Source organism: Modestobacter sp. Leaf380 (assembly GCF_001424485.1).
Taxonomy (GTDB): domain Bacteria; phylum Actinomycetota; class Actinomycetes; order Mycobacteriales; family Geodermatophilaceae; genus Klenkia.
On sequence record NZ_LMQC01000019.1, the window covers coordinates 13,179 to 26,622 of the forward strand.

A 13,444-nucleotide genomic window follows, 5' to 3' on the forward strand; every position below is an offset into this window, starting at 1 on the left:
CTCCCGCCGCTCGATGTCACATCCAGCGGCATCCCGGCCGGCCGACCCCGCTCGAGGTCACATCGAGCGGGGGGAGCCTCAGCGCACGCCGCGCTCGGCGGCCAGGTCGACGTAGTGCTGCACGACCCCGGCGTCGTCCACCGCGCCCAGGTTGAGCGCCTTCTCCGGGGCCACCCCCTGGAACAGCCGCTTGAGCGGGACCTCCAGGCGCTTGCCGGTGCGGGTGTGCGGCACCCCGGGGACGACGATCACCTCGTCGGGCACGTGCCGCGGGCTGGCGTTGCGCTTCACCGCCTCCCGGATCTCGGTGACCAGGGCGTCGGTGAGCTCGAAACCCTCGGCGAGCTGCACGAACAGCGGCATCCAGTAGCCGCCGTCGCGCTGCTCGACCCCGAGGACGACGCAGTCGGCGATGGCCGGGATGGACTCGACGGCGGCGTACAGGTCGGCGGTGCCCATCCGGACGCCGCCGCGGTTGAGGGTGGAGTCCGAGCGGCCGGTGATGATGCAGCTGCCGGTGGGGGTGATCTCCAGCCAGTCGCCGTGCCGCCACACGCCGGGCCACGGCTCGAAGTAGGCCTCCCGGTAGCGGGAGCCGTCCGGGTCGGCCCAGAAGTACAGCGGCATGGTGGGCATCGGCTCGGTGACGACGAGCTCGCCCAGGTCGCCGAGCACCGGCTGCCCGGCCTCGTCCCAGGAGGCCGCGGCGACGCCGAGCATCGGCCGTTGCAGCTCCCCGGCGACCACCGGCAGCAGCGGCGAGGAACCGATGAACCCGGTGGCGACGTCGGTGCCCCCGGACAGCGAGCCGAGGAACACGTCGGGCACGACGGCGGCGTAGACCCACTCGAACGCGGCCGCGGGCAGCGGGGAACCGGTGGACCCGATCGACCGCAGCGCCGACAGGTCGTGGTCCTCCCCGGGCCGCAGGCCGGCCTTCTCGCAGGCGGTCAGGTAGCCGGCGCTGGTGCCCAGGTAGGTGGTCCCGGTGCGGGCGGCGACGGCGAACTGGGCGTCCAGCGTCGGGTACCCGGGCGCCCCGTCGTAGACGACCAGCGTGGCGCCGGACAGCAACGAGCAGCTGGCGATGTTCCACATGATCCAGGCGGTGGAGGCGTACCAGGAGAACCGGTCGTCGGGCCCGACGTCCAGGTGCAGGCCCAGCTGCTTGAGCTGCTCGACCGCCACGCCGCCGTGCGAGTGCACGATCCCCTTGGGCAGGCCGGTGGTGCCCGAGCTGTAGACGATCCACAGCGGGTGGTCGAAGGGCAGCGGCTGGAAGACCGGCGGCTGCAGGTCCGCGACGGCGTCGGCCCAGGCGAGCGCGCCGTCGGCGACCTCACGGGGGAAGAGCCGGGGCAGCACGACCGTCGTCCGCACCGTGGGCAGCGCGCCCCGCAGCTCGGCGACGACGTCGCGGCGGTCGTGGTCGCGGCCGTTGAACCGGTACCCGTCGACGGCGACCAGCACGACGGGCTCGATCTGGGCGAAGCGGTCCAGCACGCTGCGGGTGCCGAAGTCCGGGGCGCAGGCCGACCAGACGGCGCCGATCGACGCGCAGCCCAGGAACGCCACGACCGCCTCGGGCACGTTGGGCAGGTACCCCGCCACGCGGTCGCCGGCCTGCACGCCCAGCCGGCGCAGGGTGGCGGCGAAGGCGCCGACCTCGCCGCGCAGCCGGGCCCAGGACACCTCCTCGGGCTCGGCGTCCTCGCGGACGCCGATCACCGCCGGCTGGTCCTCCCGGGCGTGCCGCAGCGCGAGCTGGGCCAGGTTGACCTGCCGTTCCGGGAACCAGGTGGCCCCGGGCATCGAGCGGTCGGTGAGCACCTCGTCGTCGCGGACCGGGTCACCGCCCTCGAACACGTCGAACCAGGTGGCGACGTCGGCCCAGAACTGGTCCAGGTGCTCGGTCGACCACGCCCACACGGCGTCGTAGTCCTGCCCCAGGGACGTGCCGCGGCGCTCGTCGACCCAGGCGGCGAAGCGCCCCAGCTGGGACGCCGCGATCGACTCGGGCGTCGGGGACCAGAGCGGGGTGTCGGCCGTCACAGGCCCACCCTGCCAGAAGTCCGCGCCCGGGGGTTCGGGGCAGGGACGAACGGGCAGGTCAGCGGGCACGACGAGCCGACACCCGAGGAGAACCGTGCCGACCCGCCCCCTGACCCGAACCCGTGGTCACCTGCCCATCGAGGACCACGGCCTGATCGGGGACGGCGCCACGTGCGCGCTCGTGGCCCGCGACGGCTCCATCCCGTGGCTGTGCCTGCCCGACTTCGACTCCCCGCCGTTCCTGGCCGGACTGCTGGACGCCGAGCGGGGCGGCGAGTTCTCGATCTCGCTGACCGGGCTGGAGTCCGCCGGGCAGCGGTACCTCGACGACACCGGCGTGCTGCTCACCGAGCTGCAGGGCCCCGACGGCACCGTGGAGATCACCGACTGCCTGACCCTGCGGGCCGGCGCCGACCTCACCGAGCTGGTGCCCGCGGGCCGCTCGGAGCTGCTCCGGCTGGCCCGGGTGGTGTCCGGTTCGGCCGAGCTCACCGTCCGGCTGCGCCCCCGGGACGACGTCCAGGTCCGCCGCGAGGGCGGTGGCTGGGCGCTGTCCTGGCCCGCGCGGCCCGAGCTGCGGCTGACCCTGTGGTCCTCGCACCCGCTCGAGGTCGGCGAGGACGGCTCGCTGGGCGGCACCGTCACCCTGCGCGTCGGCGACCCGCTCACCGTCGCGCTGCACTGGTCGGGCAACACCCGGCTGCAGGACCGCCAGGACCCGGCCGCGCTGGTGCACCAGACCGCCACCGCCTGGCGCGCCTGGGCCGGCCGGATCCGGTACGAGGGGCCGCAGCGCCGGCTGGTCCGTCGCTCGGCGATCACCCTCAAGCTGCTCGACCACGCCCCGACCGGGGCGATCATGGCCGCGGCGACGTCGTCCCTGCCCGAGGAGGTGGGCGGCGTCCGGAACTGGGACTACCGCTACACCTGGGTGCGCGACGCCTCGTTCTCGGTCTACGCGCTGCGCCGCATCGGGCTGACCACCGAGGCCGACTCGTTCCTGGCCTGGACGCTGACCAACGCCGAGCGCGACGGCGGCCCGAAGATCATGTACGCCCTGGACGGCGGGCAGCCGCCCGAGGAGTGGGAGGACCCGGGCCTGTCCGGCTGGCGGGACTCCGGCCCGGTCCGCTGGGGTAACGGCGCCGCGGGGCAGACCCAGCACGACGTCTACGGCGAGCTGATGGACGTCGCACACCAGTGGGCCTCCGACGGCGGCTCGGTCGACGAGCACCTGTGGACCGCGCTGTGCGCGCTGGCCGAGCAGGCCATCGAGATGTGGCAGACACCCGACCAGGGCATCTGGGAGATCCGCGGGGCCGGGCGGCCCTTCACCTACTCGGTGGCGATGTGCCAGGTCGCCGTCGACCGGGCGCTGCGGATCGCCGAGAACTGCTCGCTGGACCACCCGCGGGAGCGCTGGACGCAGGCGTCGCAGGAGATGCGGGCCGCCGTCCTGGAGCGGTCCTGGGACGAGGGGCGCGGCACGTTCACCGAGCACCTGGCCGAGGCCGGTGAGGCCAACGACGGCGGGCTGGACGGCTCGCTGCTGGCCCTGCCGTTGCGTGGCGTCGTCCCCTTCGACGACCCCAAGATGGTCTCCACCGTCGAGGCGGTCCGCGAGCACCTGGACGCCGGGGACGGCCTGCTCTACCGCTACCTGCACTCCGAGTCCGACGACGGTCTGCCCGGTCAGGAGGGTGCGTTCCTGCTGTGCAGCTTCTGGCTGGTGGACAACCTGACCGGCCAGGGCCGCCTCGACGAGGCCGAGGCGCTGTACGACTCGCTGTGCGCCCGGGCCACCCCGCTCGGCCTGCTCAGCGAGGAGATCGACCCCACCGACGGGTCGTTCCTCGGCAACTTCCCGCAGGCGTTCAGCCACCTGGGGGTCATAGCCTCCGGGTACAAGATCGCCCAGGCCCGACGTGCAGAGGCAGGCCGCAAGTGAAGCGTTCGTTCGTCGTCCTCGGCGGTTCCGGTGACCTCACCGGTCGCCTCCTCCTCCCCAGCCTGGCCCAGCTGTACGAGCGCGGGGTGCTCGACGGCGACGTCGAGGTGCTCGCCGTCAGCCAGCAGGACTGGGACGACGAGGCCTACCGGGACTGGGCGCGGGCGCGGCTGACCGCGCACGCCGGCGACCTGCCCGAGGACGCCCGGGAGCGGGTCGTCGCCCAGCTGGGCCACGAGCACGGCGACGTCACCTCCCCCGACGACCTGCGCCGCGCGCTGGCCCGGGTCGACGGCGTCCCGGTGGTCTACCTGGCGCTGCCCAACACCGTCTTCCTGCCCACGCTGACCGCACTGCGCGAGGTCGGGCTGCCCGAGGGCGCCCGCGTCGTGGTGGAGAAGCCCTTCGGCACCGGGATCGCCGACGCCCGCGAGCTGAACGAGGTGCTGCACGGCCTGGTCCCGGAGGAGGGCGTCTTCCGGATCGACCACTTCCTGGCCAAGCAGACCGTGCTCAACGTGCTGGGCCTGCGCTTCGCCAACCGGGTCTTCGAGCCGGTGTGGAACGCCCAGCACGTGGACGCCGTCGACATCGTCTTCGACGAGGACCTGGGGCTGGAGGGCCGGGCCGGCTACTACGACAAGGCCGGCGCACTGCGGGACATGCTGCAGAACCACCTGCTGCAACTGCTCGCCGTCGTCGCCATGGAGCCGCCGCAGTCGCTGGACGCGGCCACCCTGCAGGCCCGCAAGTCCGACGTGCTGCGGGCGGTGCAGCCGGTCGTCGCGCAGAGCGTCCGGGGCCGCTACACCGCCGGCACGATCGAGGGCCGGGAGCTGCCCGACTACGCCTCCGAGGACGGCGTGGACCCCGCGCGGATGACCGAGACCTTCGCCGAGTTCACCGTGACCATCGAGAACTGGCGCTGGTCCGGGGTGCCGTTCCGGCTGCGTACCGGCAAGGCCCTGGGCACCCGGCGCAAGGAGATCGTGGTCCGGTTCAAGCCGGTGCCCCACCTGGCCTTCGCCGACGAGCAGCCCGAGCCCGACGTGCTGCGCCTGCAGCTGTCCCCCGACGGCATCGCCCTGGAGGTCAACCTCAACGGCGCCGGCGACCCCTTCGACCTGGAGCGCGAGGTGCTGCAGACGACCTCGCCGCCGCAGGACCTGCCGGCCTACGGCCTGCTGCTGCGCGAGATGCTCTCCGGGGACCCCACGCTGTCGATCTCCGACGTCGAGGCCGAGCAGGGCTGGCGGATCGTCCAGCCGGTGCTCGACGCCTGGGCCGCCGACGAGATCCCGCTGCAGGACTACCCCGCGGGCTCGGACGGCCCGGCGTGACCGAGCCCGGCGAGCGCAACGTGCTGGGCGGTCCGCTGGAGCTGTGCGGCACCGACCCGGTCACCGGCTTCTACCGGGACGGGCACTGCTCCAGCGGCCCGGACGACGTCGGCAGCCACACCGTGTGCGCGGTGGTGTCCGCGGAGTTCCTGGCCATGCAGGCCGCCCTGGGCAACGACCTGACCACCCCGCGCCCGGAGTACGGCTTCCCCGGCCTGGTGCCCGGGGACCGGTGGTGCGTGGTCGCCGTCCGGTGGCGGCAGGCTTTCGAGGCCGGCGCCCCGGCCGGCGTGGTGCTGGCCGCCACCAACGTGCGGGCGCTGGAGGTCGTGCCGCTGGAGATGCTGCGGGCGCAGGCCGTCGACGTCCCCGACGACCTGTCCGGGTGGCCGGGACCGCCCGGCTCGGGTTCTGTCCAGACGTGAGCACCGACCTGCTGGGCCTGCCCCTGACCACGCTCGACGGGACGCCCACGACCCTGGCCGAGCTGACCGGGGGCGGGCCCGCCCTGGTGGTGAACGTGGCCAGCCGTTGCGGGCTCACCCCGCAGTACGCCCAGCTGCAGGAGCTGCAGCAGGAGTACGGCAGCCGCGGGTTCACCGTCGTCGGCGTGCCCTGCAACCAGTTCGCCGGCCAGGAGCCGGGCACGGCCGAGGAGATCGCGTCCTTCTGCTCGGCGACCTACGACGTCACGTTCCCGCTGACGGCGAAGCTCGACGTCAACGGCCCGCACGCCCACCCGCTGTTCCAGGAGCTGACCGCCGTCCCCGACGTCGCCGGCGAGGCCGGGCCGGTGGCCTGGAACTTCGAGAAGTGGCTGCTGTCGGGCACCGGGGACGTCGTCGCCCGGTTCCGGCCACAGACCCAGCCCGACTCCCCCGAGGTGCGGACGGCGATCGAGGCGCAGCTGACGTCATGAGTCACAGGCCGAGGGACGGTTGCGCACGACCGTTCGTGGGCAACCCCGCGGCGACACGCTCCGAGACCACGGAGCACTGCTCCCCTGGAGGACATCGCATGATCCCGGCAGGCAACATCCGCGACTGGCGCGGCGAGAACGTCGTCGACCCCGACGGCCACAAGATCGGCTCGCTGGAGTCGATCTACGTCGACGTCGTGTCCGACGAGCCCTCGTTCATCGGCGTCGAGGTCGGCGGCCTCATCGGCGGCAAGAGCATTGTCTTCGTGCCCCTCAAGGACGCGACCGTCGGCCCCCGCGAGGTCCGGGTGTCCTACCCCCGGGACCTGGCGAAGGCCGCCCCGAACATCGACACCGACGGCGAGCTCACCGCCGACGAGGAGCCGAAGGTCTTCGCGCACTACCAGCTGCCCTACTCCACCGGCGCCAACGGCGAACGGCAGCTCGCCCGCCGCTGAGCGCACCCGGAGGGGTGGGCCCGTGGGCTCACCCCTCCAGGGCCGACGGGTCCATCCAGACGGCTTCCCAGACGTTGCCCGACGGGTCGGCGAAGCTGGTGCCGTACATGAAGCCGTGGTCCTGCGGGTCGCTGAACCGACGTCCGCCGTGCGCGAGGGCCTTGGCCAGCAGGTCGTCGCACTCCTCGCGGCTGGCTGCCGACAGCGCGTTCATCACCGACACCTGCTGCGCCGGGTCACCGGCGCTGGCCCCGGCGGGGAGGAACCCGGTGAACTTCTCCCGGGTCATCACCATCGCCACGATGTTCTCCTCGATCATGAACGACGCGGTCTCGGCGTCGGAGAACTGCAGGTCCTGCTCGAAGCCCAGACCGGCGTAGAACGCCTTCGCGGCCTCGACGTCGGTCACGGGCAGGTTCACGAAGATCATGCGCACGGGGTGCTCCCTGGGTCTCGGGCCGGCCGTCCCGGCCCCGTCACAGCACAGGACCAGTGTCCGGCCGCAGACTCATCGGCCCCCGTCGCACCCGGTCGCCGCACCCGGCCGCCGCGCCCTCCCGCCCCCGGTGCGCGCCCACGCCGGTCCACTGTCGACGACCCCCGCCTGGGCGCGCACCCGCGCCGGGACCGCGCGCCCACGCCGGGCACCGGGCGGCTGACACGGCACCGGCGCGCACCCAGAGCGTGAGTGCGCGCCGGGGGCCGAGCTGCTCAGCCGATCCGGACCAGCTTCTTGTTGACGAACTCGTCGGCGGCCAGCAGGCCCATCTCGCGCGAGGTGCCGCTGCGCTTGACGCCGCCGAAGGGCAGCTCCGGGGAGTCGGCGAGCACCAGGTTCACGTAGACCATGCCGGCCTCGATCCGGTCGGCGACGCGCTCGCCCTGGGCCGGGTCGGTGGTGAAGACGTAGGAGCCCAGGCCGAAGCCGGTGTCGTTGGCCAGCTCCACGGCGGCGTCCTCGTCGGGCACGGAGTAGACGACGGCGACCGGGCCGAAGAACTCCTCGCCGTAGGCCGGGTTGTCCGGGGTGACGTCGGTGAGGACGGTCGGCTCGAAGAACGCGCCGGTGCGGGTGCCGCCGGCGACCAGGGTGGCGCCGTGGGCGACCGCCCGCTGCACCTGGGCGTCCAGGGTCTCGGCGGCCCGCAGCGAGGACAGCGGGCCCAGCTCCGTCTCGGCCTTCGTCGGGTCCGCCGGCACGATCGCGGTCATCGCCGCGGTCATCTTCGCCAGGAAGTCCTCGTAGAGGTCGGTGTGCACCACGAAGCGCTTGGCGGCGTTGCAGGACTGCCCGCTGTTGTCCATCCGGGCCTCGACGGCGGCGGAGACGGCGCCGTCCAGGTCGTCGGTGGACAGCAGCACGAAGGGGTCGGACCCGCCCAGCTCCAGGGCCACCTTCTTCAGGTGCCGCCCGGCGACCTCGGCGACCGCCGTCCCGGCCCGCTCGGAGCCGGTCAGCGAGACGCCCTGCACGCGGGGGTCGGCGATGATCGTCGCGGCCTGGTCGTTGCTGGCGTAGACGTTGACGTAGGCGCCCTCGGGGAAGCCGGCGTCCAGGAACACCTGCTCGATGGCCGCGGCGGACTCCGGGCACTGCGGGGCGTGCTTGAGGACGATCGTGTTGCCGACCGCCAGGTTCGGGCCGGCGAACCGGGCCACCTGGTAGTACGGGAAGTTCCAGGGCATGACGCCCAGCAGCGGGCCGAGGGAGGCCCGGCGGATCACCGCGGTGCCCTGCGAGCCCTCGACCAGGTCGATCGGCTGGTCGGCGGTCACCGTCTCGGCGTTGTCGGCGTTGTACTCGTAGATGTCGGCGGCGAAGTCGACCTCGCCCTCGGCGGCGGTGACGGTCTTGCCCATCTCGCGGACGATCAGCGCGGCCAGCTCGTCCTTGCGCTCGCGGTGCAGCTCGGCGACGCGGCGCAGCAGCGCGGCCCGCTCCTGCACCGTGGAGGACCGGGACCACCCGCGGTGCGCAGCCGACGCCGCGGCGATCGCCTGCTCGACCTGCTCGTCGGTGGCGGTGGGGTAGCTGGCGACCGTCTCCCCCGTGGCGGGGTCGACGACGGCGTACTCGGTCATGGGTGCTCCGATCTCGGGACGGCGTGTCTCGGGCTGATCATGGCCCGCCGAGCGGCTCCGTGGCGCGTCAGGGCCCACGCAGCAGGACCGGGAGGCCGGAGAGCCTCGACGGATACGGTCGTCGCGGTAGCCTCCACCGACGGATTCCGTCGCCTCAGGAGGACCAGCATGGCCCGCTACGGCGCGCAGTACGGCCCGGACGTCACCTACCTCGGCGTCGACCGGTGCGACCACACCGACCCGGCCTCGATGGCTGGCGCCGACGTCGTCGTCCTGGGGGCCCCGTTCGACGGCGGGACCAGCCACCGGCCGGGCACCCGGTTCGGGCCGCAGGCGATCCGGATGACCGACTACCTGCCGCACGACGGCTCCCGGCCCAGCCTGGCGCTGCGCACCGACGGGCTGCGCGACCTGCGGGTCCTGGACGCCGGCGACGTGGAGATGTACTCCGGGGACATCGAGGTGGCGCTGCCCGCCCTGCGTGCCGCGGTGGCCGACGTCGTCCGGGCCGGTGCGATCCCGGTCGTGCTCGGCGGGGACCACTCGATCGCCTTCGCCGACGCCGGCGGGGTCGCCGACGTGCTCGGCCACGGCCGGGTCTCGATGATCCACTTCGACGCGCACGCCGACACCGGGGACATCGAGTTCGGGTCGCTGTGGGGCCACGGCCAGCCGATGCGCCGGCTGATCGAGTCCGGGGCGCTGCGCGGGGACCGGTTCCTGCAGGTCGGGCTGCGTGGCTACTGGCCACCCCCGGAGACGCTGGACTGGATGGCGGAGCAGCGGATGCGCTCCTACGAGATGACCGAGATCGGGCACCGCGGCCTGGCCGCCTGCCTGGCCGAGGCCTCCACCATCGCCACCGACGACTGCGACGGCGTCTTCCTCTCCGTGGACATCGACGTCTGCGACCCCGGGCACGCGCCGGGCACCGGCACCCCCGAGCCCGGCGGGCTGACCGCCCGCGAGCTGCTGGACTCGGTCCGCCGGCTGTGCCTGGAGCTGCCCGTGGTGGGCATCGACGTCGTCGAGGTGTCCCCGCCCTACGACCACGCCGACATCACCGCCGCCCTGGCCAACCGGGTGGTGCTGGAGGCGCTGTCCGCGATCGCCCGGCGCCGCCGCGACGCCCGCGGGGGCACCCCCTGGGACCCCGCCCTCCCCCTGCTCGCCGATCGACCCGACCGACCCCACGGAGCGACCTCATGACCAGCACGGCCCCCACCGCCCACCCGCTGGACCCGCTGTCCGCCGAGGAGTTCCGCGCGGCCGCCGCCGTGCTGCGCCGCGACAAGGGCGTCGCCGAGGGCTGGCGCTTCGCGAACATCGAGCTCCGCGAGCCCGCCAAGGACGTCGTCCGCAGCTGGCAGCCCGGTGACCCGAACCCGCGGGAGGCGCTGGTCACCTGCTTCGACCGGGCCGCGAACGCCGCCTACAAGGCGGTCGTGTCGCTCACCGACGACGCCGTCCTGGAGTGGACGCCGGTGCCCGGCGAGCAGCCCAACATGACCGTCGACGAGTGGCACGAGGCGCACGTCGCGCTGATCGCCGAGCCCCGCGTCGTCGAGTCGCTGGCCGCTCGCGGCATCACCGACCTGGACCTGGTGCTCATCGACACCTGGGCCTACGGGCACTCGCTGATCCCGCAGCAGTTCGCCGACCGCCGGGTCGGCTGGACCGACGTCTGGGTGCGCGCCACCAAGAACGGCAACCCCTACGCCCACCCGGTCAACGGCCTGCACCACGTGGTGGACCTCAACACCATGGAGCTCCTCGACGTCGAGGACACCTTCTCGGTGGCCGCCCCGACCGGCGCGATGGGCGAGTACGTGCCCGCCCTCGTCCCCGGCCTCGTGCAGCGTCAGGACGTCAAGGCCTTCGAGGTCACCCAGCCCGAGGGCGTCTCCTTCACCCTGGAGGGCAACGAGCTGACCTGGCTGGGCTGGTCGATGCGGATCGGGTTCAACCACCGCGAGGGCCTCGTGCTGCACCGCGTGGGCATCGACGGGCGCTCGGTCGCGCACCGGATGAGCTTCGCCGAGATGGTCGTGCCCTACCGCGACCCCGGTGAGGACCACTACCGCCGCACCGCCTTCGACATCGGCGAGTGGGGCCTGGGCTTCATGACGACGAGCCTGGAGCTGGGCTGCGACTGCCTGGGCGAGATCACCTACGTCGACGCCGTGCTGCACGACAGCCACGCCGAGCCGTACACGATCAAGAACGCGATCTGCATCCACGAGGAGGACGACGGCGTCCTGTGGAAGCACGTCGACGAGAACGCCGGCGCCGAGGTCCGCCGCTCCCGCCGCCTGGTGGTCAGCTTCCACGCGACCGTCGCCAACTACGAGTACCTCGTCTACTGGCGCTTCTACCAGGACGGCCAGATCGAGTGCGAGGTCCGGGCGACCGGGATCATGGTGACCTCGGCGTTCGAGCACACCCCGCCGCCGCACGGCACCGTCGTCGACGACCACACCTACGCCCCGATCCACCAGCACTTCATCGTGGCGCGGCTGGACATGGAGGTCGACGGGCCGGCCAACACCGTCGTCCAGACGCACACCGAGGCGCTGCCGGTCGGCGAGCGGAACCCCTACGGCCTGGCGCTGACCCAGAAGTCGACGCCGATCACCACCGAGGGCGGCTTCGACCCCGACTGGGCCTCGCAGCGGGCCTGGAAGGTGACCAGTGCGGAGAAGACCAACGCCTGGGGCACGCCGACGGCCTACAAGCTGTCCCCCGGGGCGGCGATCCCCGCACTGGCGGGCCCGGAGTCACCGCTGGTGCAGCGCGCCGGTCTCGTCGAGCACGCCGTCTGGGTGACGCCCTACGACCGCGAGGAGCGCTGGCCGGCCGGGGAGTTCTGCAACCAGAGCTCGCGGGACGCCGGACTGCCGGAGTGGACGAAGGCGCAGCGGTCCACCGAGGCCACCGACGTCGTCCTGTGGCACGTGTTCGGCATCCACCACGTGCCGCGGGTGGAGGACTGGCCGGTGATGCCGGTGGACATCGTCCGGTTCGAGCTCAAGCCCAGCGGCTTCTTCGACCGCAACCCCACCCTGGACGTGCCGCCGTCGAAGGGCTCGCACTGCCACTGAGCCGGCGGCTCAGGGGTAGCGGACGGCCCGTCCGGGGGCGCCGACGCGGGCGATGGCCAGGCCGAGCGCGGCCAGCCGGAGCACCTCGACGGCGTCCCGGCCGGGGACGCCGGGGCTGACCCCGGCGGCCGCCGGGACCTCGAGGGCGCCCAGCAGCCGGGTGGCGGCGTCCTCGGGGACGTCGTCGGTGACGACGGCGAACTCGGCCGGCCCGCAGCGGGCCAGCCACTCGCCCTCGAGCAGGACGCCGGCGAGCGCGTCGGAGACGGCGACCAGGGTGCCGGCGCCCAGCGGTGCCGTGTCGCGGACCAGCCCGAGGACCACCAGCCCGGAGACGGCGGACCCGGCGACGGGTCGGCGGAGTGCGAGGACGTCGAGCAGGGCGGCCCGTCCGGGCAGCAGGGTGACGGCGTCGGTGTCGGGGGCCCCGGGCGGGGTCGACGTGCGCGGTCCGTCGAGCAGCGTGGTCACGCGCTCACTGTCGGACCGGTCGGTCCGGACCTGGAGTCGGCGCGCCGGGACCCACCCGCAGGGGTGACGGGTGGGGCGGGATCAGCTGCCGGCGGACCCCGCGGCGCCGGCGACCGGCCGGAAGGCGCCGGTCGAGGGGCCGGGCCAGAGCGCCTCGAGGGCCTCCAGGGTCTCGTCGCGCCCGCTGCCCGCGGCGCCGACGGTGCGGTGCCGGGCCGGCAGGACGGGCCCGGCGACCACGTCGGCGACCACGACGGTGACGTTGTCCGAGGCGGGGGCGGCCAGTGCCGCGCCCAGCAGGGTGGCGGCGGCCTGGTCGGGGTTCTCGGCCAGCGCGAGGTGCTCGGCGATGGTCTGCGGGGAGAGCGCGCCGGACAGGCCGTCGGAGCACACCAGCAGCCGGTCGCCGGGGACGACGTCCACCCAGTGCACCTCGAGGCCCTCGGTGTCGTCGGTGCCGCCGTGCAGGGCGGCGTAGACGGCGGAGCGCTGGGGGTGGACCAGCGCCTCCTCCTCGGTGATGCTGCCGGCGTCGATGAGCGCCTGGACCAGCGTGTGGTCGCGGGTGAGCTGCACCAGCTCGGGGGCGCGGTAGCGGTAGGCCCGGGAGTCGCCGATGTGGGCGAGCACGCCGTGGTCGCCGACGACGCCGATGGCCGACATGGTGGTGGCCATGCCCTCCAGGCGGGGGCGCTGGCCGACGGCGGCGCGGATGCGCTCGTTGGCCCCGGACACCACCTGGGCCAGGCCGCCGTCGGGCTCGTCGTCCAGGGTGCCGCGGCCCAGGGGGGCCAACCAGGACACCACCAGGGACGACGCGACGGCGCCGCCGACGTTGCCGCCGACCCCGTCGGCCACCGCGATCAGGGACGGCGCGGCGAGCCCGGAGTCCTGGTTGTCGGGGCGGGGACCGGTGTGCGAGCGCGCAGCGGCCACGAACGACAGCGCCACACCCACCTCGACCTCGTCATCTCCCTCGGGGAACCCGTGATCAGTAGAACAGCCCGGCCGCTCGTGTGCCCGCCCGAGACGCCGTGACGTGACCCGGGCGGGTGGGTGACGCCCACCTCCTG

At 73.7% G+C, this 13,444-nt stretch carries 12 protein-coding genes; 7 read left to right on the forward strand and 5 right to left on the reverse strand.

Going from position 1 to position 13,444, the window contains the following annotated elements; genetic code table 11:
• Positions 1-78 precede the first annotated feature (78 nt).
• Positions 79-2,052 carry an acetoacetate--CoA ligase gene (locus ASG41_RS12520; RefSeq protein WP_056295123.1) on the reverse strand — a complete coding sequence of 658 codons (1,974 nt, stop codon included), beginning with the start codon at positions 2,050-2,052 and terminating at the stop codon, positions 79-81.
• A 94-nt stretch (positions 2,053-2,146) separates the two neighbouring features.
• On the opposite strand from ASG41_RS12520, the gene ASG41_RS12525 reads away from it, so the two are divergent.
• The 5 genes from ASG41_RS12525 to ASG41_RS12545 all read left to right on the forward strand — a co-directional run bounded on the left by ASG41_RS12525 (position 2,147) and on the right by ASG41_RS12545 (position 6,717).
• Positions 2,147-4,000: a glycoside hydrolase family 15 protein gene (locus tag ASG41_RS12525; protein ID WP_056295126.1), complete on the forward strand. Its 1,854-nt coding sequence runs from the start codon at positions 2,147-2,149 to the stop codon at positions 3,998-4,000.
• Positions 3,997-5,340 carry a glucose-6-phosphate dehydrogenase gene (locus tag ASG41_RS12530; protein WP_056295130.1) on the forward strand — a complete coding sequence of 448 codons (1,344 nt, stop codon included), beginning with the start codon at positions 3,997-3,999 and terminating at the stop codon, positions 5,338-5,340. The genes ASG41_RS12525 and ASG41_RS12530 overlap by 4 nt, the downstream gene beginning before the upstream one ends.
• Entirely contained in the window at positions 5,337-5,765 is a 429-nt protein-coding gene (locus tag ASG41_RS12535; RefSeq protein ID WP_056295133.1) for a DUF2237 family protein, read from the forward strand. Before ASG41_RS12530 ends, ASG41_RS12535 begins: the two co-directional genes overlap by 4 nt.
• Positions 5,762-6,259 (forward strand): glutathione peroxidase, encoded by a 498-nt coding sequence (locus tag ASG41_RS12540; RefSeq protein ID WP_056296479.1) that lies wholly within the window; start codon positions 5,762-5,764, stop codon positions 6,257-6,259. The genes ASG41_RS12535 and ASG41_RS12540 overlap by 4 nt, the downstream gene beginning before the upstream one ends.
• Positions 6,260-6,357: 98 nt before the next feature.
• Positions 6,358-6,717, forward strand: a complete 360-nt coding sequence (locus ASG41_RS12545) for a PRC-barrel domain-containing protein (RefSeq protein WP_056295137.1) — start codon at positions 6,358-6,360, stop codon at positions 6,715-6,717.
• A 28-nt stretch (positions 6,718-6,745) separates the two neighbouring features.
• On the opposite strand, the gene ASG41_RS12550 is transcribed toward ASG41_RS12545, so the two are convergent.
• On the reverse strand, positions 6,746-7,147 hold the full coding sequence (locus ASG41_RS12550) for a VOC family protein (protein WP_235564828.1): 402 nt from the start codon (positions 7,145-7,147) through the stop codon (positions 6,746-6,748).
• Between the two features lie 281 nt (positions 7,148-7,428).
• Positions 7,429-8,799 (reverse strand): NAD-dependent succinate-semialdehyde dehydrogenase, encoded by a 1,371-nt coding sequence (locus ASG41_RS12555; protein WP_056295143.1) that lies wholly within the window; start codon positions 8,797-8,799, stop codon positions 7,429-7,431.
• A gap of 168 nt (positions 8,800-8,967) precedes the next feature.
• On the opposite strand from ASG41_RS12555, the gene speB reads away from it, so the two are divergent.
• Both speB and ASG41_RS12565 read left to right on the forward strand, forming a co-directional pair.
• Positions 8,968-10,008, forward strand: coding sequence for an agmatinase (gene speB / locus ASG41_RS12560; RefSeq protein WP_056295146.1), 1,041 nt, complete (start codon positions 8,968-8,970; stop codon positions 10,006-10,008).
• A complete protein-coding gene (locus ASG41_RS12565; protein WP_056295149.1) occupies positions 10,005-11,900 on the forward strand; it encodes a primary-amine oxidase in 1,896 nt (631 codons plus the stop codon). Before speB ends, ASG41_RS12565 begins: the two co-directional genes overlap by 4 nt.
• Before the next feature lie 9 nt (positions 11,901-11,909).
• On the opposite strand, the gene ASG41_RS12570 is transcribed toward ASG41_RS12565, so the two are convergent.
• Both ASG41_RS12570 and ASG41_RS12575 read right to left on the reverse strand, forming a co-directional pair.
• Entirely contained in the window at positions 11,910-12,371 is a 462-nt protein-coding gene (locus ASG41_RS12570) for a GGDEF domain-containing protein (protein WP_056295151.1), read from the reverse strand.
• Between the two features lie 81 nt (positions 12,372-12,452).
• Complete coding sequence (locus tag ASG41_RS12575; RefSeq protein ID WP_162245562.1) at positions 12,453-13,322, reverse strand: PP2C family serine/threonine-protein phosphatase; 870 nt, start codon at positions 13,320-13,322, stop codon at positions 12,453-12,455.
• Between the last annotated feature and the right edge of the window lie 122 nt (positions 13,323-13,444).